Origin of the sequence: Campylobacter showae, from assembly GCF_963515975.1 — a bacterium.
GTDB lineage: Bacteria > Campylobacterota > Campylobacteria > Campylobacterales > Campylobacteraceae > Campylobacter_A > Campylobacter_A showae_F.
In genome coordinates this window covers 1-21,482 of record NZ_CAUPZM010000023.1, presented here as the reverse complement: position 1 = coordinate 21,482, position 21,482 = coordinate 1, and the positions used below count along the sequence as shown (strand labels likewise).

Below are 21,482 nucleotides of genomic sequence, written 5' to 3'. Positions count from 1 at the left end.
TAGAAAAACTAAACCGGAAAGGTCAAATTTAATACTCAAATATATTCGGATCGATCACCATCGCGCGGTAGGCTACGTCGTCTCTAGACGCGGACTCCACGTCCATCTCAAATTTGATGTCATTTGTTTTCGGATCGATCTCCACGAGCACCATTTTGATCGTCTTATCGGGCTTTAGCAGATAGACGTTCGAGCTTGACATAAAATACGTGCTTTTATCCTTTTGCCACTCCACGACGCTAGTAACCGCGCTATAGAAGTCAAATCCGCGCTCCTTGCCAAACTCCCACGTCTGCTCGACGGTGCCCTTTTTCTCATCGATCTTGTACTCGACCGCGCGTGAGTATTTTTGCTCTTTTAGCGCAGGCTGCTCCATGCCGCGGCCGTCGCCGTTGTCAAATACGCTGATGTGCTTGATTGGGCCCTTGTTATCATAGCGCGGAGTGAGCCACGCGGTGTGCTGCGTCCACGACCAGTCGAAGTCGCCCTCGCATTTTGAGTTTTCGCATTTGATTTTGTTGCTGTTTTTATCGACCGGAACGAGCACTTTTTCTTTAAAGTCCGCGCTCCAGCCCTCAGGAGACGCTAGGATCCATTTTACCTTTTTGTCGCGACCGATCTTAACGATGCCTTGGTGGCGAAGCGAGAGGATGATGCCGTCGTCGCTAGGATCGTGCGAGATCGAGTTTACGTGCGCCCAGTTGCGTCCCGTGCCGGTCGAGGTCACGTCGCCAAAAGGCAGATCGTCGCTGATCTTGATCTCTTTAGCGTCCATGTCGATATTTAGGCATACGGCGCGAGCGTCAAGAGCTTTGATGAGGTTGCTGCGGTAGACGTTTTTGCCGAAAATTTCATTCAGATCCCACTCGTCCACGACCTTGCCGCTGCCGTCTACTTCGATGATGTGATCTCTGATCGTGTGCGAGAGCCTGCCGTCTGCGTGGTGGTAGTTATATTTACCGACGCGAAGCAGCAAGTGATCATTCTTTAGCGGCATTACTTCGTGGCTAAGGTCGATGTAGCCGCGCGGCAGCTCGCGATTATACACCTCCTTGCCCATCATATCGTAGCGCATATATCGCTGCGCCATGCCCCAGCTAAGATCGCCGTTTGGCAGCTGATGAAAGCCCATCATCATACCGCCGTCCATTACTCTGCGCTCGCTGCGGTCGTAAAATTTCTGATAATCCAGATACCACCTGACCTCGCCCTGCGTATCGACGACGAAATTTTCGGTGAAATCATTCCAGCTAGCAGCACCGCCGTTTTTCCAATCAAGCGGCTTATAAACGCTCGTGATGGTGTTGTTGATGAGATAGAGCCTGTTTTTAAACGCAGGATCGACCTTTTTGACCTTCATCTTTTGCATGTGGCTAAATCTATAATCGCGGCTATACGTCACGATCGGCTGAGCGTAAATTTTATACTTTTCGACCTTCTTTTCGCCGTTAAAAACGTAGCTTACTTCGACCTCGTTTAGATAGTCCGGATACAGCCCCCAGATCGGCACGCCGTCGTGCGTCAGTAGCGCATGCTCGGAGACGTTATAGGCGATGTCGATACCGCCGTTAGGTTTGCCCAGAACCCGCACGCGGATATCCTTGATGTCCTTGCCCGCCCTATCGATGACGGCCGTTAGAGGCGCCACGTCGTATGGGTTGATAAACACCGAGCCAAGCTCGCCTTGGGTTTTTACCTGATGCGCCAAAACGCCCGCACTCGCCGTCTGCGGCACCGCTATAAACGCGCCGCTTGCCAAGGCCGCAGCCAAAACGATAGAACCGAAAAAATTCTTACGCATATTCGCTCCTTTTGGGTAAATTTATCTAATTTTACTACTACCAAATCACATAATAATCATACTAGCTTTAAATTTTACTTAAATATCAAATTTAAAGCTATATTTTAATATGAAGGCTTAAATTTTAGAATGAGGTCGAGCCGGATAACGGGTCAAATTTTGATATAATTAGCCCGAATTTATCAAATTTAAGGAGAAAAAATGCCTTTCATAAACGTAAAAATGGCAGGCCCGGAGCCGACAAAAGAGCAAAAGCAAAAGCTGGTCGAGGAGATGACCGACACCATGGTGCGCGTGCTGGGCAAAAATCGCGAGCGAGTGCAAATCTATATCGAGACATACGACGCAAGCTCGATAGGCTCGGGCGGCAAGACGCTTGAGGAGATTAGAAAGGAGCAAAAATGAGCGAATTTTCTAAAGAGGATTTGGAACGAAACATCACGCTAGTAGCGGGCGATACGGCGCCCGAGTTTAGCCTAGAAAACGCCGACGGCGTAAGCGTCAGCCTAAAAGACTTCGTCGGTAAAAACGTCGTGCTGTATTTTTACCCAAAGGACAACACTCCGGGCTGCACGACCGAAGCATGCGAATTTAGCGCGCTTTACGACGATTTTATTGCTAAAGACACCGTGATCGTGGGAGTAAGCCCCGATAGCGTCAAGTCACACGCGGGCTTTGCGCAAAAACAGAGCCTAAAACACATCCTGCTAAGCGACCCCGCGCACGAAGTCGCCAAACTCTACGGCGTCTGGCAGGTGAAAAAAAACTACGGCAAAGAGTATCTGGGTATCGCGCGCTCGACCTTTGTGATCGGCAAGGACGGCAAAGTCGCGAAGGTGTATAAGAGCGTGAAGGCAAAGGAGCATGCGGCAAAGGTTTTGGCCGATCTAGTTAAATAAATTTGCTTGGCGGCTTGTCTCGCGAGCGCTTTTAAATGATTTTTGCTTCGCTGCACTCGCAACTGTAAGCAGAACGTAAATTTCGCCCTGCGACAGACTATATGTCTAGTCTTGGGACGAAATTTACTTCAAAACATTTAAAATCATCTCACGATACTTTGCCTTAGCTTTTTTACGTCCAAATTTGAGTCGCCGAAACCCGCAACTTGACGGCGTTAAATTTAACTCTGCCGTAAATTTAAAATGTGTGGCGCAGTAACACCATATAAACCTGCACGTAGTGTAGCAACTTCTCACGTGCAGTGGGGTTAGAGAGGGCTTGGGAGAGGAAGGGGCGACGCTTCGTAAGTAGAATCCCCTTCCTCTCCCAAAAAAAGAAAAAGGGAGCTCTTTTGCTTCAGCTACGCTTCACAACTGCAAAGCAAAGCGTAATTTAAGCACAACCCCCTTTAACAAGAAAGATTAAATTTAATGCACAGCGCTAAATTTAATCAAACCAAATTTAGCGCCTTAAAGGCGCGGGTCTCGGTGCGTCAAATTTAAAATATTCCCCGCAAATTTAACCTAAAATCCCGTCAAATTTCCGCTCAAATTTTTGATAACGATTATTTTCTAATTATCAAAATATTTATAATGGAGGAGTAATATTTCAGTTATTAAATAATCTTTCAAGGAGAAAAAATGGTTAAGTTACAAGAAAAATACGGCCTTTTTATAAACGGAAAATTCGTCCCCGCAAGCAGCGGCAAGACGCTAGATACCTTTGGTCCCGCCACAGGCAAAAAGCTAGCCGCGATCGCTGACGCAAGCAAAGAGGACGTGGACGCCGCGGTCAAGGCCGCTCGCGAAGCGTTTAAGACGTTTCGTCACAGCACGGTGAGCGAACGAAGCAGAATTTTGCTCAAAATCGCCGATATAATCGACGCAAACAAAGACTTCTTAGCCGCGGTCGAGACGATGGACAACGGCAAGCCTATCCGCGAGACGCTAAACGTGGACGTGCCGTACGCGGCGGAGCATTTTAGGTACTTTGCGGGCGTGATCCAGGGCGAAGAGGGCAGCGCAAACGTGCTCGAAGAAAAGCACCTCTCGCTCATCTTGCGCGAACCGATCGGCGTCGTAGCGCAGATCGTACCGTGGAATTTCCCGTTTTTGATGGCGGCGTGGAAGCTAGCTCCGGTCATCGCAGCCGGCGACACGAGCGTGCTAAAACCGTCGTCTGAAACGAGCCTGAGCGTACTCGAGCTAATGCGCCTCATCAAAGACGTGCTACCAAAAGGCGTAGTAAACGTAATCACGGGCAAAGGCAGCGGCGCCGGAGCGTTTTTGCAAAAACATAGCGGCATCGACAAGATCGCATTTACCGGCTCCACCGAGATCGGACGCGAGATCGCTATCTCGGCGGCTGAAAAAATCATCCCGGCAACGCTAGAGCTAGGCGGCAAATCAGCCAACATCATCTACGCCGATGCGGACTTTGATCTGGCTCTAGACGGCGTTCAGATGGGCATTTTGTTTAACCAAGGGCAAGTTTGCTGCGCGGGTAGTAGGATATTTGTCGAGGAGAAAATTTACGATAAATTTATCGCCGCAGCGGTGGAGAAATTTAAAAATCTAAAAGTCGGCGATCCGCTCGATCCAAAGACGCAGATGGGCTCTCAAATCAACGCCAAACAAGCCGCCAAAATCGTCGAGTACATCAACATCGGCGTCAAAGAGGGCGCTAAAATCGCCGTCGGAGGCAAGCTCGCGGCTGCAGGCGATAGCTTCGTCGAGCCGACGCTGCTAGTGGACGTGAGCAACGATATGCGTGTGGCGCGAGAGGAGATATTCGGGCCTGTGGGCGTCGTGATTAAATTTAAAAACGAGGACGAGCTCATAAAAATGGTAAACGACAGCGAATACGGCCTAGGCGGCGGCGTCTTTACGCAGGACATCACTCGCGCTATCCGCACCGCTCGCGCGATGGAGACGGGCCGAGTGTGGATAAACTGCTACAACCAGATCCCGGCGGGCAGCCCGTTCGGCGGCTACAAGAGCTCGGGCATCGGCCGCGAAACGCACAAAATCATCCTTGAGCACTACACTCAGATGAAAAATATCATGGTAAATTTGACGGGCAAGGTTAGTTCGTTTTATTAAAATTTCGCTTAATGCAACGTTAGGTCGGGTGCTTTGCCCGGCCTTTTGTACGGTTTTTGAATTTTTGAATTTGACGAAACTCTCGTGAATTTGAATAAATTTAGAACCGATTTTATCTGCGTAAATCTCAAATTTAATGCCGAGTCGCCTATTTTGCATCGAAATAAAATCGCCTTCTAGGCCGCAAATTTTATCATCAAATTTTGGCCGAATTTAGCTTTATGCATTTTGCTCACTAAATTTCTAAATTTTAGAGTGCTGACCCTCGCGGCTCATCACGAGTTTTCCGCAAATTTGCCGAAAAACGATACTCCAAGCCCGCCTGCGCGATCACATCTAAAGCTCGTTCGCGCGCGTAGTATAAATGCCGTCCGCGTAGCTCACGCCAAGTGTCTTATGTGGCATCGAGACGGTCGGACTGACGACAGTGGCGTCGGCACCGCTCTTTTTTAGGCTCAGGATCTCCTCTAGCGTATCCTTTGGCAGTGTGACGCCGGTTATGGCGAGATTGTCGACCGCTTTGATCGCGTCCGTAGTCTCTTCTTGCGGTAAAAATACTTGAGCTCATCGACTTTTAGCGCACTCTTATCAAGCTCCAAGATACAAAAATCAAGACCGTTTTTCATCATAAATTTGATATAAGGCGCTAGCGCGCCCACGATCACGCTAAACGAGTCACGCTTGATAGCTAGCTCTTCAAAATGATCGGCCTAAATTTGGTCGTATACGGACTACCCGAGCGTTCGCAGCACGTCTGCGAAAGCGTGTTTAGACAGGCCATGGGGATGGTTTTTTGATAGGGCTGTCGCTGGACAGATCTTATAAAATAGTTTTTGCGTTTTTGCCGCGGATGTTGCCAAAATTTGGCATTATTACAGCCTACAACGGACAGCAAAAGGCCCGCAGAAAGGATTTTAGCGGAGTGTAGCTCACGCTGTAAACGCCGTTAATTAGTTTTACACCCGTAAAAATAGCCTAATCGCGACGCGCTGCACGCTTAAGTTTTCTATTTCGTCGCCTAAATTTTTATAAATTTGACTTAGGGTATCGCTTAAGATTTGACCCACGATAGGCTCCTTTGCTGACAGGTGGCAAATTTACGGAAATTTTACAGCAAACTATTTGAAATTTTATTAATCTATATCATATCTGAAATATACGGCACGCTGCGGCGTAAATTTAGTCAAATTTTAATGCTAAAAGTTAAAAACAATTTGAACTCCGTACGAAGCCTAAAATGCTTTTAGAAAAAAAATCTTGTTATATACAGCCATAAAGAGATTATAAAAACAATTGTCTTTTCTAGAAAGAAGTTTGGATTTTGAAAATAGTATTTGGATGGTGCGGATGAAAGGACTTGAACCTTCACGCCGTGGGGCACCAGATCCTAAGTCTGGCGTGTCTGCCAATTTCACCACATCCGCACAACAATAATAAAGTGGTACGCCCATCAGGATTCGAACCTGAGGCCTACGGCTTAGAAGGCCGTTGCTCTATCCAGCTGAGCTATGAGCGCATAAAAACAAAGTGGCGCGCCCGATAGGAGTCGAACCCATAACCTACAGATCCGAAGTCTGTCGCTCTATCCAATTGAGCTACGAGCGCCCAAGTGGGGTGAGTGATGGGAATCGAACCCACGACCCTCAGGACCACAATCTGATGCTCTAACCGACTGAGCTACACTCACCATCTAACAAATGGTCGGGGTGAAAGGATTCGAACCTTCGGCCCTCTGGTCCCAAACCAGATGCGCTAACCAGCCTGCGCTACACCCCGAGGCATTGCGAGTTTAGCCTACTTATTGAAAAGGCGCATTGTAGCCAAAAAAATACGGTATGTCAAGAAAAATAAGCTTAAATTTGAAAATTTGTAAAAATTTTCGCTTCAAGCCGCGCAAACTCGGCTAAGAACAAATTTTGTATAAAAGAAAAAAGTTAGCCCGATCAGCCAAACGTTAAAAAACATCGCCTTAAAAATATCTTGCAACTCGCCGCCAAAAACATCGGCTACAAGCGAGTAAAGAGCGATTTGAAGCACTATCTGACGGGTAAAATTTAAAACAAAAACCGCCGCGGGGCTTTTTACGCCTTGAAGCGTCGAGCCGGAGAGATTTATGAGCGCGTAGCCCATAAACGCTAGCGAATTTACAGCAAAATAGCTTTTTGCCACGCTTACGACCTCGGGCGTCTCGTCAAAAAACCCGACCAAAATCCCGCCGAGCCCAAGACAAAAAGCCGCCGCAAAAATACAATAAACCGCTAAAAATTTAACCGCATAAGCGTAGCAGCCGCGCACTCTGGCGTATTCGCGCGCGCCGAAGTTTTGCGATACGATGCCCAGCACCGCCGATGCGATGCCGGTCGTGGGCAGCATGACGATCTGCTCGATACGCAGCGCGAGACCATAACCTGCGACCGCGTGCGTGCCGTAACGGCCGATAAAATGCATGAGAACGAGCCCGCCAAGCGACATCGAGAGGTAGTTTAGACACGCGGGCAAGGCTTGGGCTAAAATTTTGCGGTAGATGGCGAGCTCGGGCGCAAACGAGCGTAAATTTAAAAAATTTATCATGCCCGTTTTTGCGACTTTGACGCCTAAAAAAAGCGAACCAAGAAGCTGCACCGAAGCCGTCGCCAGCGCTATCCCGCCGATACCCAGCCCGCAAACATCCACGTAAAAAAAGCAAAAGCCCAAATTTATAAAAAGTCCAGCAAAAAGCCAGTTTCGCAGGCTCTTTGTGTCGCCCGCGGCCACCAGCACGCCGTTGAGCGATTTTATGAGCAAGAAAAACGGCGAAGCAAGAAATATCACGCGGTTATACGCCATGGCTTCGCGTAAAAACTCCTCGTTCGCGCCTAAAATTTTAAGCAAATGCGGCGTGAAAATAAATCCCGAAAGCCCCATAAAAAGCGCGCAAAGAAACACGAAAAACACGCCCTTTGCGGCGTAAATTTTAGCTAGCCGGTCCTTGCCGCCGCCAAGCGCGTTGCCAACAAGCGCCGTTAGCGCCGAGCCAAAGCCAAGCCCCATGCCCACGACGCTGATATAGAGCAAAAAACTCATCGAAAAGCCCGCCAGTGCCTGCGTCGATATGCGCGCGGCGAAAAACGCGCCCGTCACGTTGTAAAGCGTGTTAAAACTCATCGCGACGCCCGCGGGCGCGGCTAGGCGCAGCACGAGCTTGTTTATGGGCTCTTTTGTGAGATTCACTTGATTTTGAGCTTTAAAAGCGCGTCTTTTACGTCTTTTGGCACGCGGTAGCTGTCGCGGATCTTTGAGATCGTTTTGTTGTGGGTAAATTTACTCAGCCGCCCGCTCTCCAGTAGCTCTCGCCCTGCGCCGTCAAATTTGATAAAAACCTCGGCTAAACACAAAGCAGCCGCCATTTGCACGTAGTAGCGCTCATCCTTTTCCTCGGCGCAAATTTCAAAAAACCGCTCAAGCGGAAGCGAATTAAAATTACGCATAAAATAAACGTAGAAAAACCGCTTTTCGTATTCTAAATTTGAGTCTAGAGCCTGCTTTAGCAGCGCATCCACGTAGCGCGCCTCGCTGAATTTAGGCTCAAAGCCGTCTGTCACAGCCCAGTTTGGCATCGTTTTGATAAACTCGCTAGCTAGCTTAAATTTAGCTTCGTCGTCTTTAACGAGCATTATCAAAAAGCCCTTTAGCATGAACTCCTCGTGAAAAAACGGCTCATAAGCAGCGATCTGTTCTAAATTTAGCCGAGCGAAATTTTGCTTTGCCAGGCGTCTTAGCTCGGGAGTTTTTACGCCTAAAATTTCGGGGCTTTTGATGAGTTTTTGCGAAAACGCCGCTAGCTTTTCGCTCCTAAGCCTCTCTAAAATCTCTAAAAATTCGCCTTTTACGTCCACGCTAGCTCCTTTGCTCTTTTAAATTTACCGCTCAAATTCGCCCCGTTTAAATTTGACGCCTCAAAAACAAAGCCGAAGCGTCAATTTTGCCGCCCTGCGCGCCTAAAAGCAAATTTAAAGGCTCAAATTTTACTTTTGAGCCTCTTGCGCGCGTTTTGCCGACTTTTTGCGAGCGTAGATGTTAATAAGCTCCACGCCCAGAGAAAACGCCATCGCAAAGTAAACGTAGCCCTTAGACACGTGCATACCGAGCCCCTCGCCCACAAGCGTAAAGCCGATCAGGATCAAGAACGCAAGCGCGAGAATTTTGATCGTCGGGTTGTTATCGACGAAATTTGAAATGCCCTTAGACGCGAACATCATCACGCCCACCGCAAGCATCACGGCTAGGATCATGATCTCGATGTGGTTTGCCATGCCCACTGCGGTGATGACGCTATCGAGCGAAAAGACGATGTCAAGCACGGCGATCTCGGCGATAACGACCCAAAAACTCGCATGCCCTTTGCTCGCCGAGTGCTCCTCATGCTCGCCGCTGACGCTTGAGTGGATCTCGAGCGTGGACTTGCCGATGAGGAAAAGTCCGCCTAAAATCAGCACCAAATCGCGCCCCGTGATCGTAAAGTCAAACACGCTAAATAGCGGCTTTGTAAGCTTCATAATCCAAAATAGCGAAAGCAAAAGCGCAATCCTCGTTAGCATCGCAAGCGAAAGCCCTAAAATGCGGCCTTTGTCGCGCTGCTCGGGCGGGAGCTTGCCGACTAGGATCGCGATAAATATGATGTTATCGATACCAAGCACGATCTCAAGCCCGGTTAGCGTCACGAGCGACAACCACGCCTCGGGCGAAAAAATCCAATCAAACATTTTTTTCCTTTTTTATAAATTAGGGCGCGATTATAGCCAAAACGGGTTTAAATTTGATTGAGCGAGCGAGCGCGGGCATTTGGGGATCAAATTTGACGATTTTAACGCACGAATATTTGCGTTTTGAGGCGATTAAATTTGACGAATTTTGGTTTATTTGGCAGCGGTTAAATTTGCCGCGATGAAATTTGATTTTGCAAAATACGCCTCAAACGGCTCTACGGATAAATTTTTGGAAAAACGAATTTAAGAAAAATTATCTTAGATAAAGGGCGTTTAAGCGATAAGCAGATAAAATTAAAATCTTTTGTGAAATTTAAAATGAAGTGGTGACCCCTACGAGACTCGAACTCGTGTTACCGCCGTGAAAGGGCGATGTCCTAACCGCTAGACGAAGGGGCCACAAATTAGCGGAAATGGGATTTTACATTAAAGATAATAAAAAATAGCTTAAGTTAAGGATAAAAAATTATGAAAAAATTTTCTAAATTTGCTTTGAGCGCGCTTGCATGCCTCGCGCTTGGCGGCTGTGCCGCGCTACAAAGCCAAAAATCATCAGACAAATTTACCGTCACCATCCTCACTCCGCCGCTAAAAATCAATGATGTGGGCTTCCTGCACAAAACCGCAAATCAATTAAATTTGCAAATTTACAGCTCTGGCGTAAATACGGTAAATCTCAAAATAAACGACAAAATTTGCATGAACGGCGCGTGTTTTGAGAAAAAAGAATTTAACAAAAAGTTCTTTTTAGAGGAGAGATACGACGACTTTTTCGCGGAAATTTTGGAGCGCAAACCGCTATATGACGGCATAAATGTAATGACAAATTCGTGCGGTTTTATACAAGATATAAGTAAATATTCAATAAAATACGAAGTTTGCGGTAAAAATATCAGCTTTTTCGACGCTAAAAACCGCATAAAAATCATCATAAAAGAGCTTCAATGAAATTTATCGGCGCGCACGTCAGCATCGCAGGCGGCGTAGAAAACGCTCCGCTAAATGCGGCAAATATCGGCGCAAACGCCTTTGCGATGTTCGTCAAAAATCAGCGTCAATGGGAGGCCAAGCCGCTAACCCCAGAAAATATCTCCAAATTTAAACAAAATTTAAAAGCCGCCCATATCGAGCCCAGGCACGTTTTGCCGCACAACGGCTACCTTATAAATTTAGGCCATCCAAGCGCCGAGCAAAGGCAAAAGTCCATTAACGCCTTTTTGGACGAAATTTACCGCGTAGAGGCGCTAGGCCTAGTGATGATAAATTTTCATCCGGGCTCGTATCTAAACGAAATTTCGCCCGAAATTTGCCTCCAAAATATCGCAAATTCCGTAAATTTCCTACTCGAAAATAGCCAAAACGTAAAGCTAGTCATCGAAAACACCGCAGGTCAGGGCTCAAATTTGGGCTTTAAATTTGAACACTTAGCCTTTATCGTCAAAAACTGCATCGATAAAAGCAGGATCGGCGTCTGTCTCGACACCTGCCATACGTTTGCCGCGGGATACGACATCAGAGATAACTACCGGCGCGTGATGAGCAAATTTGACGAGATAGTCGGGCGCGATATGCTGTGCGGCATGCATCTAAACGATACGAAATTCGACCTAGCCAGCAAAAAGGACCGCCACGAGAGCCTAGGCAAGGGCTTTTTGGGCTTAAAAACATTTGAAAATATCATAAACGACCCCCGCACGGACGATATCCCGCTAGTTTTAGAGACGATCGACGAGAGCATCTGGGCGGACGAGATAAAAATTTTAAGAAACTTTAAAGGAGAATAAATGAGAAAATATATCGGCGTTTGCCTAGCGGCTTGCTGCTGTCTAAATGCGGCAGGCTTTAAAATCCCCGAGCAAAGCGGCGATAGCATCGCGCTTTTAAACTCAAACGTCGCGACGAGCTTCGGTCCCGACGCAGCCTATAATAACCCGGCGAATATGATATTTTTGGACGGCGGACACTACTTTGAAAGCTCGCTAACCTACCTGCGCATGTCAAAGACGAATTACAGGCACTTTAACGGCGACAAACTGACATCCAAAAGAGCGACCGCGCTCGTACCTACGTTTCACTTCGTGACGCCGCATTTTGGCGATTGGCGCTTTGGCCTCTCAGTCGTCGTGCCTGCGGGAATGTCGATGAGATGGGAAGAAGGCCTACCTAAAGCCACCTCTAAAAAATTCGACCTAAAAGTGATCGAGGTAAATCCTAGCGTCGCCTACGCGCTAACCGATAATCTTGCCGTCGGCTTTGGCCTTCGCGCCGTTTACGCCAGAGGAGAGGCCGTGCAAGAAGTTACGCCGCCTTATGCTCCGGCAAGAGCGACCCAAGACATCAAGGGCGACCGCGTAAATTTCGGCTATAACGCGGCTATCACGTATAAACCGACTTCAAATTTGAGCCTAGCGGCCACCTACCGCTCGAAAGTAAATATGAACCTAAAAGGCGACACCGACATCAGTGCGCCGGCCGGCGGCTCGTATAGCGGCAGCGCAAAGCTATCCGTACCGCTACCTGCAAGCTTAAATTTAGCTCTCTCGTACAAAATCGCAAACACAACGCTACTATTTGACTTTGAGAGAACCTATTGGTCGGCGTGGAAAGAGCTTGACTTCAACTACCCAGGCGCCTCGGCCGCTCACTACCGCAACCCGTTTTTTGCGGCATTTGACGCATCTAAAAAGCGTGACTGGAAGGACAGCAACGCCTACCGCATCGGCGTAGCGCACGACGCGACGGACAAACTCCGCCTGATGGGCGCGGTTACGTTTGACGAGGCTGCCTCTAGAGCCGACACCACGGGCTTTGACCTGCCGGATACCAAAGCCGTCATCTACGCAGCGGGCTTTAACTACAAATTTACGGACGCTTTGGAGCTGGGAGCCAGCTACTTCTACCAAGACAGAAAAGCTCGCGACGTAAACTACTATTCAAATGCGTCGGGGCTTTATCCAAACGGCAAATTTGAGCGCGGCAACGCTCAGGCGATAAATTTGAACGTGAAATATAAATTTTAAGGCGCGGTCATGAACTACCCTTACGAAAATTTCGAGGATATGCTAAACGTCGCGGTAGATAAAAACGGCGGCGGTATCGCGATCTACACCGAAACGGGCAAGATGAGCTACAAGCAGCTACGCGCAAACGCCTTTACGCTGGCTGCGTTTTTACAAGGCATGGGCGTGAAAAAAGGCGACCGCGTCGCGATGATCGTAAATAACTCGCCGGAGTTTATCGCTAGCTACTTTGCCATCACGCTACTTGGCGCCGTGGCGGTGCCGATAAATACCTTTTTAAAATACGAAGAATTCGAATACATCATAAACGACTGCGGTGCGAAATTTCTCTTTGCTTCGGTCGAACTCGCAAAAGAGACGAAAGGCCTAGATAGCAAAACGGCGATCAAAAAGATCGTCTGGATCGGCGATAGGGCCGAATTTGACGAAAACAATATCGCCTACGCGCACGCGCTAAACTGCCGTATAGAGCTAAATTTGACCGACCGACCGAAGCTCGACGATCTAGCCCACATCATCTACACCTCAGGCACCACGGGTAAGCCAAAGGGCGCGATGATCAGCTACCGCAACCTCATCTCAAACGTCCAGGGCGCGCAAGAGGTCTTTCACGTACGCACGAAGGATAGATTTGCCGTGTTTTTGCCGATGTTTCACAGCTTTACTCTCACGGCGATGGTGCTGCTGCCGATATTTTCGGCGTGTTCGCTTATTTTAGTAAAGTCCATTTTCCCGTTTTCAAACGTCCTAAAACAAGTCCTACTCAAGCGCGCGACCGTGTTTTTAGGCGTGCCCGCGATCTATACGGCTATCGGCAAAGCCAAAATCCCGTGGTATTTTCGCTGGTTTAACTGCATTAGGATTTTCATCAGCGGCGGAGCGCCTTTGGCAGAGCAGACTATCGCGGATTTTCGCGTTAAATTTCCGCGCGCGGTGCTGATAGAGGGCTACGGCCTTAGCGAATGCTCGCCTATCGTCTCGGCAAACACGCTGCAAAAACAAAAAATCTCAAGCGTCGGCTTGCCGCTACCGGGCTACGAAGTAAAATGCATAAACGACGAGATGATGGAGCTGCCCGCAGGCGAGGTCGGCGAGCTAATCGTAAAAGGCGACTGCGTGATGCAGGGCTACCTAAATATGCCCGACGCCACCGACGAAACGATCGTAAACGGCTGGCTGCGCACGGGCGATCTCGTCAAGATCGACGAAGAGGGCTATATCTTTATCGTCGACCGCAAAAAAGACCTCATCATCTCAAAGGGCATCAACATCTACCCGCGCGAGATCGAGGAGGTGCTGTTTAAACTGCCAGAAGTCGAAGCAGCCGCCGTTATCGGCATCAAAGACGAGCACGCGGACGAGGAGGTCACGGCGTTTATCCAGTTTAAAGAAAACATGAGCCTGGACGAAAAAGATATCCGCGCGCACCTCAAAAAACACTTGGCGAATTTTAAAATTCCAAAGACGATTTATTTTAAAGACGAGCTGCCTAAAAACGCGACGGGCAAGGTGCTAAAGCGAGTTTTAAAAGAGCAGATAAAGGATGAAATTTAGTGCGGTTTTTGATAGAGTTTATCGGCGGCGAGCAAAATTCTAAAATTTCCTCGCTCATAAAATGCAGCCAAAACGAGGCGAAAATTTTACGCCACCTAAGCAAAGGCTATATCGAAGGCGCTCCGCAAAGTAGCGTCTACGACGTGCTTTGCGCTGTTTTTGGCAGCGAGGAGTATAAATTTCTAGCAGGCCTTGCGGATGTAAAAAACCTGCTTGAGAGCGGCTGGATCGTGCAGGGCTTTTCTATCTTTAAAAACCAGGGCGCAGAGGGCGCAGGTTCAAATTTACTCGGCCTGCTTCACAGCGAGATCTCGCTATCGCCGCTTTTTCTAAAAATTTTAGAAGAGGGCGAGTTTGGGCTTACGCTACCCGCAGTCGCGCCCTACGCCGATCACCTCGACTACCTAAAAGACCAGTTCTTGCGCGTGGAGCTTTACGGCAAGCTCTCGTTTTTTAGCAAAAACGTATCAAGCGACGCCAAAAGCCGCCTCGAAAAAGACGTAAAAGAGCTAGAAGCCATCATCGAAAAACGGCTAAATTTAAGCAAAATTTTGGTTCCCGTCGAGCAAATTTTCAAAGATAATGCGCTAAACGACAAAGAACAGCTTATTTTCCTCGCGCTTTTAAAGGAAGAGTACGTCGGCGAAACGGACGCAAACCGCGATCTAAACGCGCTTGTAGGGATTTTAAGTGCGGACGAATTCGAACGCATAAAAAATCGCGCCCTGCTGGATGAAGGCTCAAAGCTAATCGAAAACGGCCTCATCGACTACGACGAGTCGCTAAATACCTACGGCGGCTTTAGTAGGACGTTTTACATAACCGACGAAATTTTACAAATCGTAATGCATCCAAAAACCGAGAGCAAAAGCAAAAAACTAGCGCTAGAAACTCTCGTAAAAGAGCAGGAAATCTTTGAGCTCATCGAGCCCTCGACCGACATAAACGACGTCGTGCTAGACGTCAAGGTAAAAGAGCTGCTGGACGCAATCCTAAAACAAGTAGATCGCCGCGTGCTGGCGCGCCTATCTAGCTGGGGCATCAAGTCGCGCAAAAACGTGGACGCCAAAATCATCTTTTACGGGCCGCCGGGTACTGGCAAAACTATGAGCGCGCTAAGCCTCGCAAAGAGCCTAAAAAAGCAGGTTCTTAGCTTTGACTGCTCTAAAATTTTGAGCAAATACGTCGGCGAGAGCGAGCAAAACGTGCGTAAAATTTTCGATACGTACAAAGAAATCTGCGCCAAAAGCAAGAGCGAGCCCGTGCTGCTGCTAAACGAGGCCGATCAGTTTCTAAGCACGCGCGTCGAGGGCGGTAGCGGCGCGGACAAGATGCACAATCAAATGCAAAATATATTTTTGGAGCAAATCGAGCGCTTCGAGGGCGTACTCATCGCCACGACGAACTTCTTACAAAGCCTGGATATCGCGTTTTCTCGCAGGTTTGATTATAAGATCGAGTTTAAAAAGCCCGACCTCGCCGCTCGCCTTGCGATCTGGCGCAAAGTGCTACCCGAAAATGCGAGCTTTGAGGAGAATTTCGACGTCAAACAGCTGGCTAAATTTGAGCTAAGCGGCGCGCAAATTATGCTCGCGCTCAAAAATACCGCGCTAAAAGTAGCCGTGCGCGAGGACGGGATATTTACGATGGGCGACTTTGAAAGCGAGATCAAACGCGAGATGAGCTCAAATTTCGGCGAGGATAAGAAGGTTGGGTTTGACGGATAATTTCGGCTAAATTTGGAGTGCGGCGGATTAAATTTAGTTAAATTTAGCCTAACGTTTTTGTTAAATTTGACTGCGCTTGCTCTAAAATTGAGTTACACGCTCGGCTTTATCGCGCATTTTTGCAAATTTAAGCGTTAAATTTGCAGCTCGGCTAGCGAAAATTTGGCAAGCGATTTAAATTTATGCAACCCTAGCTACTCAAATTTGAAAAGGTTATCAAGCATGGGTGATTTTTTACTACGCCAAGTCAAGCTATTTTTAGGTATCGCAGCCGTTTGCACTCCGCTATGCGCGCTCATCTACTTTATATCAAAAGAGTATTTTGACGAAATTTTAGTCGGTGTTTTCATCACGTATATTTTCCTGCTCGTTGTTTTCGTTTTTAAATTCATCAAGCTACTTTTAGGCTTCAAGGACGAGAGCAAAAAGCCCGTTTGGGAGCAAATTTTAACTTGGCTGTCAAATATCGCTTAGATCGCCGCGCGCTCAAAGCAGGATTTACCCGCCAAACCCCTCGCCCGCTTTTAAAATTTCACCCCTTAGCCTCTCGTGTCCGGCCGATAGAGCCGCGATCTTGGCTAGTTTTTCGTCCTTTATCTGCGTAAATTCGATCTTTAACGCCGACAAAATTTTATTTAAAAAAGATGCGTTTCCCAGCATCTCGTTTTCAAATTCATATAAATTTAGCGACAGCAAAACGCGGTCTTGCACCTCGTCAAAGCTCGGGATAAAGAGCGCAAAGCCGTTTTGCTCGTGCGCACGCATCGAGCCCGCGATCTTTTCTTTTAGAAAATACACGGCGATCTTGACGGCATTTTCGTAGTTTGCGGCGACTTTGAGGTTTAGCTTTTCAAAAAACAGCGCCGTCTTTTGCAGTCCTTTAAATTTCGCCGTCTCATAGTCTCGTAAAAACGTCCTATACACCTGCCCCGCATACGTCCTAACGTCGGCAAACAGGGTATCGGAGTGCGTTTCGTCCTCTTTTTGCGCGTTTTCAAATTCGGACTTATAAATCATAAACTCGCGCTCCAGCCGAGCATAAATTTCATCCAGCGCCGCGCCGATTTCCTCTTGCAGCGCGCTTAAGCCCCGCTTGTACGTTCTAAAAAATTTGGCGAATTTCACGTCGTTATAGATGAGTTTTGAAAACACCTCGTCGCTATCAAAATCCACCGCCTCATACGTACTAGCTTCAAAATACTCGCCCTTTAGCAGCGTTTTTCGCGGTAAATATTTATACTTTTTCTCGCTTTTTAGGCTAGCTAGGATTTCGTCTGCGACGAGCTTTGCGACGTGTTTTAGCTCGTTAAAGGCTAGCTCGATTTTCGGTTTAAAATTTTCTTGTACGGCTTTTAAATTTGACTCCAGCTCGGCGTCAAATTTAGCGATTATCTCGCCCGCTTTTTCGTAAATTTTAGCGATTCGCTCGTGCTGAGCAGCGTTTACGGCAACCAGCCTAGCGCACTTTTCGCGCACGAATTTTTCCTTTATCTCTTCGCCGCCAAAAAGCTCGCGGATAGCGCTTATCGCCGCGCTAAAATTCGACTCTGCCAAAAGCGCCGCGTCGCCCGCAGCTTGTGCTCTTACGGCTTGCTTGGCGGAAACTGCGATAATGCGCTCGAAAAACCGCCCGTATGTCGTTTGCGCGTGGTTTTTGAGCCGCTCAAGCTCATCGTTGCTTAGCTTATCTTTTTGATTTAGCAGACAGATCGCCGTTTTGCCTCCGCCAGCCAAAAACTCCTCGATCTGAGCGGCTTCGCTAGCGCGCGCGGCATTGTCGGCGAGGCTTAGCCAGATGACGCCCGCGACGTCTTTTAGCACCTCGTGCGTGACGGCGGTGTCGGTCTTTGAAAGCGAGTTTAGCCCCGGCGTATCGACGAAATTTACCGACTTTAAAATTTCAGAGGGCGCATAAACGCAAAGCCTGCTCACTTCATCGCCAAACACGCGCTGATCGACGAAGCGCGAGATCTCCTCGACGCCCAAGTACAACTCTCTGCCGTTTTCGTAAAGCACGCTAAGTCCTGGCGCGGCGCCGTACCTGATAAAGGTCGGCTTTGAGGTCACGGGAGTTAGACCCGACGGTAAAATCTCGCTACCCAAAAGCGCGTTTAAAAACGTCGATTTGCCGCTAGAAAACTGTCCAACGATAGCGACCGTAAGCGGGCTGGATAAAAACAGATCGAGTTTATTTAGTTCCTCTTTTAGCTCGGCGCTGGGGTGAAATTTGGGCTCGGTTAGCTCGTTTTGCAGCCGCCTAAATCGCCCGTGAAAATCGTCCGAAAATATCTTAAAATACCGCGTTTTATACGCGTTTATAAACTCCTCAAACACTTTGCAGCTCCAAATTTATAGCATTTATCGCCTCGCTTTGCGAGTTTAGTCGCTCTAGCTCCTGCAAGTCCCGCCCGCTAGTTTTTGCCAGCTCGGCAAGCTCGATTTTTAGCGCCTCTTCGCTGATTGCGAGCTCCTTTTCTTTATCTTTTAGCGCGGCTTCGATCTGCTTTTTAAACTCGCTTTTTTCAAATTCGCTAAGCTCGAAAACGAAATTTTTTATCCTCTGGGCGCCCAAAAACTCCTCCGCGGCTACTTTGGCGGCCTCGGCTACGCTTTGCACGCCTGAGTTTGCCGCGCTAGTCACCGCGTCCGCGACCTGGGCACACTCTAAGCTTATCCCTTTTGAGTTTAGATAGTCGTTTATGCTAAAGACCTCGGCGGCGGCCGTTTTACCCTCAAATTCGCCGAATTTTAGCGCGATATTTTGCGCGCACGCGGCGATTTGCCGCACGATTTCGTTGCGGTTTTGACGCATCAAGGCGGCAACGCCGTCTTTGATCGTAGTTTGCGCGATGCGGGCTAGACGCTGCGGATCGATCTTTTGTTTTTTAGAGGCCGCGTAGTTTACGTCATCCGCGACGCGCTGCTTTAGCGTTTGCGCTAGCGACCTTAGCCCAAGCTCGTAGCTAGCCGCGGTTTTAGCCGTATCTAGGCGCTCTAGCTCCTCTTTTACCGCGCCCCTCACGTCCTCTAGGCGGCTAGCCAGCGCGGCTTTTTGCTCATTTAGTTCAGAAAGCCTTTGCGACAAGCTCAAATTTGAACCCGTTAGCTTTAAGATCTCGCTTTGCGTATCCGCCGCAAACTGCGCGCAGACGCGGCCGAGCTCCTTTTTATATGCCTCGATGCCAAGGCGCGATTTTTGGCTATTTTGCCCAAAAAGCGTCTCGTAAAGATACTGCTTAAACTCCTCGATGCCGCTGTTTTGCCCGCCCTCAAAGTAGCTTTTAGCGCTCACGGCGAAAAACTCAGCCCCGACGCCAAGGCCGCGCGTACGCTCCTCGACGCTCTTTTTGGCGTAGGCGGCGACCTCGTTTAGCTCGCCCTCCTTTAGCACGTCTGCGTGCGTGAGCAGCACGGCGAGCCTCACGGCGTGGGAGTTTTGCAGGCTTGAGACGATGAAGTCCAGATCCTTTTGCGTGGCGCTTTGCGAGACGTTCATCAGGTGCACCATCAGATCGCACTCCCGCATAAATCGCCGCACCAGCTCCTCGCGTAGAGCCACCGCGTCGTCGATGCCGGGCGTGTCGATAATGCGCACGTTATCCTTTAAAAGCTCCAAATTTTCGTAAAGCTCGACGCTTTTTACAAATTTGGCGTATTTGGAGTCCGCCGAGGTGTAGCGCTTGATCTCGTCCGTTTTGACCGTTTTGCTAGCCGGCGGTTCGGAGCAAATCTCGCTCGCGCTAGGGCTTTCAAATTTAGCCGCAAGCTCGCCGCCGTCCGCGTCAAATTTGCCGTTTAAATTTTGCTCCGTTTCGCTCTCAAATTTAACGCCCGCGCCGCCGTAAATTTCGGCTATTTCGTCATCTTGATCTTGCGCTATGCCAAGCTCTTTTAGCTCAGCCTCGCTCCAAAAATTTACCCTTGCAAAAGGCTCAGACGCATACTTTAGCACGGTTAAATTTACCGTCTCGGGCACGTTTGAGGCGCCTAGGATTTTTTTGCCCAGCAGCGCGTTTAGCAGGGTTGATTTGCCCGCGTTTATGACGCCCGTAACCGCGACGTTAAACTCTAGCGCATGCGCTTTTTGGCGCGCTTTTGTCGCCGCATTTGCGACGTCCGCGCCAGGGTTTAGCGATAAAATTCGCTCGCAGATATCATTTAGCGCATCTATTTTTTGGTGAAAGATATCCGATTTTTTAAAATTTGAGCCCTCTTGCTCGTTCCCTGCGGTCAAATCCGCGCCGAGGGCCTGCAAAAACTCCGAAAGCCGCTTAAAATGCGCGGCGGAGATTATGTTTTCGGTTTGCAGGATTTCTAAGGCGGCGAGGAGTTTTGATTTTGAGATTTTTGCAGATTTTAGAGCGTTTATCGCGCCTAGCTGAGCGCACTGGAGGCTGTATATGTCGGCTTTTAGCCCAAGCGCGTGAAGGATATCCCTAAACTCCTTTAGCGCCATAAATCTATCGAAATTCTCCGCATCCGCCGCGAGTAAAACGGCGAGGCTTCGCTCGTCTGCGAGAATTTGCGTTTTAGGGTCTAAAAATAGCTTAAGAGCGCCCCAAATTTCGCTTAAAAATTTATCCGTATCCACCGCTTCGCCTTTGATAAAATTTGCGTCCGCAAGGTCGCTTTCGGGGCGAAATTTAGCATAAATTAAATTTAAACAAGCTTGGGCGGCGGGTTATTTTCGCGATAAATTTAAAGCAGTTCGCAGGAGAGATAAATTTGACGGCAAAATCGCGTCAAATTTATTTAAATTTACATAGCGGCGCGAGGCTGAATGATGTTTTGTTCAAATTTCTGCTCGGTGTCTTCGCTCATGATGCGAAGCACTTTGCTGCGTTTGATCTTCGCATCGTTTTTAAATATCGCGCGCACCTTATCCATGCCGGCATAAAAGTCGCGCATGAGTACGACGCAGATGTATTTGCCGAAAAACGTCGGCTTGATAACGCCGTTTTCTTCGTAGATCGCGTTTACTAGCTTTAGCAAGCTAAGCTCGACAAATAGGTCTTTGTTGATGTTCGCGTCGTTTTGCTCGTTGTAGGTTTTGATATCCACGGCGCCGTCAAAAAGCCTTGTTAAAAACGTGTATTTTAGTCTCTCTTTTTTGCTAAATGCGCATTTTGCGATGACCGGGCTTTGCCTACCCTTGATCTTTCTGCCGTAATCAAGTAGGTTAAATGCGTTTATCACAAGCTCGCCGTCAAGGAAGCTAAATGCACCACTGCCCACGCCCACGTACTCTAAATTTGAGCCCACGTATTCGTCGCGAAGGTCTGCGCTTTTTTCGTTTGAAAATGCCCAAGCGTTGCTTTGCTTATATCCGCCTTTGGCAAATTCGCTCACGATGATCTCGTAAAATTCGCGCTCGTTATCGACGTTTGAGACGCCGAGCGAGCGAGCGATGTTCTCTCTCGTTAGCTCCGATTTCATGAGCGGATAGAAGGTGATCTGCTGCGGAGAGATCGATTTTGCGACGTTTATGTCGTTTATGAGCTGCTCTTTTGTTTGATTTGGTAGGTTAAAGATGAGATCAAGGCTTATGACCGGGATCTTGCCCAGAGCCTTCTCGAGCTTTCTTTTCGTCTCTT

The 21,482-nt window shown here is 48.3% G+C and carries 17 protein-coding genes and 6 tRNA genes; 9 read left to right on the top strand and 14 right to left on the bottom strand.

The window, feature by feature from the left end; all coding sequences use genetic code 11:
• Positions 1-28: 28 nt before the first annotated feature.
• Positions 29-1,801: an aryl-sulfate sulfotransferase gene (locus RWM02_RS08475; protein WP_314071161.1), complete on the bottom strand. Its 1,773-nt coding sequence runs from the start codon at positions 1,799-1,801 to the stop codon at positions 29-31.
• A 201-nt stretch (positions 1,802-2,002) separates the two neighbouring features.
• On the opposite strand from RWM02_RS08475, the gene RWM02_RS08470 reads away from it, so the two are divergent.
• The 3 genes from RWM02_RS08470 to RWM02_RS08460 all read left to right on the top strand — a co-directional run bounded on the left by RWM02_RS08470 (position 2,003) and on the right by RWM02_RS08460 (position 4,842).
• On the top strand, positions 2,003-2,206 hold the full coding sequence (locus RWM02_RS08470; protein ID WP_002949321.1) for a tautomerase family protein: 204 nt from the start codon (positions 2,003-2,005) through the stop codon (positions 2,204-2,206).
• Complete coding sequence (bcp, locus tag RWM02_RS08465; protein ID WP_314071159.1) at positions 2,203-2,700, top strand: thioredoxin-dependent thiol peroxidase; 498 nt, start codon at positions 2,203-2,205, stop codon at positions 2,698-2,700. Before RWM02_RS08470 ends, bcp begins: the two co-directional genes overlap by 4 nt.
• A gap of 681 nt (positions 2,701-3,381) precedes the next feature.
• Entirely contained in the window at positions 3,382-4,842 is a 1,461-nt protein-coding gene (locus tag RWM02_RS08460) for an aldehyde dehydrogenase family protein (protein WP_314071156.1), read from the top strand.
• A gap of 336 nt (positions 4,843-5,178) precedes the next feature.
• Here the strand turns inward: RWM02_RS08460 and RWM02_RS08455 are convergent, their stop codons facing one another.
• The 10 genes from RWM02_RS08455 to RWM02_RS08410 all read right to left on the bottom strand — a co-directional run bounded on the left by RWM02_RS08455 (position 5,179) and on the right by RWM02_RS08410 (position 9,986).
• The gene (locus RWM02_RS08455) at positions 5,179-5,343 is read right to left on the bottom strand and encodes a hypothetical protein (protein WP_314071195.1); all 165 of its coding nucleotides are present in this window, start codon (positions 5,341-5,343) and stop codon (positions 5,179-5,181) included.
• A gap of 838 nt (positions 5,344-6,181) precedes the next feature.
• Positions 6,182-6,266: transfer RNA gene (locus RWM02_RS08450), tRNA-Leu, on the bottom strand.
• 15 nt (positions 6,267-6,281) lie between these two features.
• Positions 6,282-6,358 (bottom strand) — tRNA-Arg (locus RWM02_RS08445).
• Between the two features lie 12 nt (positions 6,359-6,370).
• Positions 6,371-6,447, bottom strand: a tRNA-Arg gene (locus RWM02_RS08440).
• 5 nt (positions 6,448-6,452) lie between these two features.
• Positions 6,453-6,529, bottom strand: a tRNA-His gene (locus RWM02_RS08435).
• Positions 6,530-6,540: 11 nt separating this feature from the next.
• Positions 6,541-6,618, bottom strand: a tRNA-Pro gene (locus RWM02_RS08430).
• Between the two features lie 108 nt (positions 6,619-6,726).
• Positions 6,727-8,052, bottom strand: a complete 1,326-nt coding sequence (locus tag RWM02_RS08425) for an MATE family efflux transporter (protein WP_314071154.1) — start codon at positions 8,050-8,052, stop codon at positions 6,727-6,729.
• Entirely contained in the window at positions 8,049-8,717 is a 669-nt protein-coding gene (locus tag RWM02_RS08420) for a DNA alkylation repair protein (protein WP_314071151.1), read from the bottom strand. The genes RWM02_RS08425 and RWM02_RS08420 overlap by 4 nt, the downstream gene beginning before the upstream one ends.
• Before the next feature lie 129 nt (positions 8,718-8,846).
• Positions 8,847-9,584, bottom strand: a complete 738-nt coding sequence (locus RWM02_RS08415) for a TerC family protein (RefSeq protein WP_314071148.1) — start codon at positions 9,582-9,584, stop codon at positions 8,847-8,849.
• A 327-nt stretch (positions 9,585-9,911) separates the two neighbouring features.
• A tRNA-Glu gene (locus RWM02_RS08410) sits at positions 9,912-9,986 on the bottom strand.
• A gap of 69 nt (positions 9,987-10,055) precedes the next feature.
• On the opposite strand from RWM02_RS08410, the gene RWM02_RS08405 reads away from it, so the two are divergent.
• From RWM02_RS08405 to RWM02_RS08380, 6 genes are all read left to right on the top strand, one after another.
• Positions 10,056-10,535 (top strand): hypothetical protein, encoded by a 480-nt coding sequence (locus tag RWM02_RS08405; protein ID WP_297966741.1) that lies wholly within the window; start codon positions 10,056-10,058, stop codon positions 10,533-10,535.
• Positions 10,532-11,371, top strand: coding sequence for a deoxyribonuclease IV (gene nfo / locus RWM02_RS08400; protein WP_314071146.1), 840 nt, complete (start codon positions 10,532-10,534; stop codon positions 11,369-11,371). Before RWM02_RS08405 ends, nfo begins: the two co-directional genes overlap by 4 nt.
• Positions 11,372-12,607 (top strand): OmpP1/FadL family transporter, encoded by a 1,236-nt coding sequence (locus tag RWM02_RS08395; RefSeq protein WP_314071144.1) that lies wholly within the window; start codon positions 11,372-11,374, stop codon positions 12,605-12,607.
• A 9-nt stretch (positions 12,608-12,616) separates the two neighbouring features.
• Positions 12,617-14,161: a fatty acid--CoA ligase gene (locus RWM02_RS08390; RefSeq protein WP_314071141.1), complete on the top strand. Its 1,545-nt coding sequence runs from the start codon at positions 12,617-12,619 to the stop codon at positions 14,159-14,161.
• A complete protein-coding gene (locus RWM02_RS08385) occupies positions 14,161-15,888 on the top strand; it encodes an ATP-binding protein (RefSeq protein WP_314071139.1) in 1,728 nt (575 codons plus the stop codon). The genes RWM02_RS08390 and RWM02_RS08385 overlap by 1 nt, the downstream gene beginning before the upstream one ends.
• 222 nt (positions 15,889-16,110) lie before the next feature.
• Complete coding sequence (locus RWM02_RS08380) at positions 16,111-16,362, top strand: hypothetical protein (protein WP_314071136.1); 252 nt, start codon at positions 16,111-16,113, stop codon at positions 16,360-16,362.
• Between the two features lie 24 nt (positions 16,363-16,386).
• Here RWM02_RS08380 and RWM02_RS08375 read toward each other — a convergent pair whose 3' ends face one another.
• The 3 genes from RWM02_RS08375 to RWM02_RS08365 all read right to left on the bottom strand — a co-directional run.
• The gene (locus tag RWM02_RS08375; RefSeq protein WP_314071133.1) at positions 16,387-18,222 is read right to left on the bottom strand and encodes a dynamin family protein; all 1,836 of its coding nucleotides are present in this window, start codon (positions 18,220-18,222) and stop codon (positions 16,387-16,389) included.
• Positions 18,215-20,479, bottom strand: a complete 2,265-nt coding sequence (locus RWM02_RS08370) for a dynamin family protein (RefSeq protein ID WP_314071129.1) — start codon at positions 20,477-20,479, stop codon at positions 18,215-18,217. Before RWM02_RS08370 ends, RWM02_RS08375 begins: the two co-directional genes overlap by 8 nt.
• A 167-nt stretch (positions 20,480-20,646) precedes the next feature.
• Positions 20,647-21,482, bottom strand: an 836-nt coding sequence (locus tag RWM02_RS08365; protein ID WP_314071127.1) for a coproporphyrinogen III oxidase family protein, incomplete at its 5' end; no start/stop codon positions are given.

Bases quoted from the DNA above. Each gene is read 5' to 3' on its own strand.
- RWM02_RS08405 (WP_297966741.1), top strand. From the start codon at position 10,056: ATGAAAAAATTTTCTAAATTTGCTTTGAGCGCGCTTGCATGCCTCGCG.
- RWM02_RS08470 (WP_002949321.1), top strand. From the start codon at position 2,003: ATGCCTTTCATAAACGTAAAAATGGCAGGCCCGGAGCCGACAAAAGAG.
- nfo (WP_314071146.1), top strand. From the start codon at position 10,532: ATGAAATTTATCGGCGCGCACGTCAGCATCGCAGGCGGCGTAGAAAAC.
- RWM02_RS08460 (WP_314071156.1), top strand. From the start codon at position 3,382: ATGGTTAAGTTACAAGAAAAATACGGCCTTTTTATAAACGGAAAATTC.
- RWM02_RS08390 (WP_314071141.1), top strand. From the start codon at position 12,617: ATGAACTACCCTTACGAAAATTTCGAGGATATGCTAAACGTCGCGGTA.
- RWM02_RS08380 (WP_314071136.1), top strand. From the start codon at position 16,111: ATGGGTGATTTTTTACTACGCCAAGTCAAGCTATTTTTAGGTATCGCA.
- bcp (WP_314071159.1), top strand. From the start codon at position 2,203: ATGAGCGAATTTTCTAAAGAGGATTTGGAACGAAACATCACGCTAGTA.
- RWM02_RS08475 (WP_314071161.1), bottom strand. From the start codon at position 1,801: ATGCGTAAGAATTTTTTCGGTTCTATCGTTTTGGCTGCGGCCTTGGCA.
- RWM02_RS08415 (WP_314071148.1), bottom strand. From the start codon at position 9,584: ATGTTTGATTGGATTTTTTCGCCCGAGGCGTGGTTGTCGCTCGTGACG.
- RWM02_RS08395 (WP_314071144.1), top strand. From the start codon at position 11,372: ATGAGAAAATATATCGGCGTTTGCCTAGCGGCTTGCTGCTGTCTAAAT.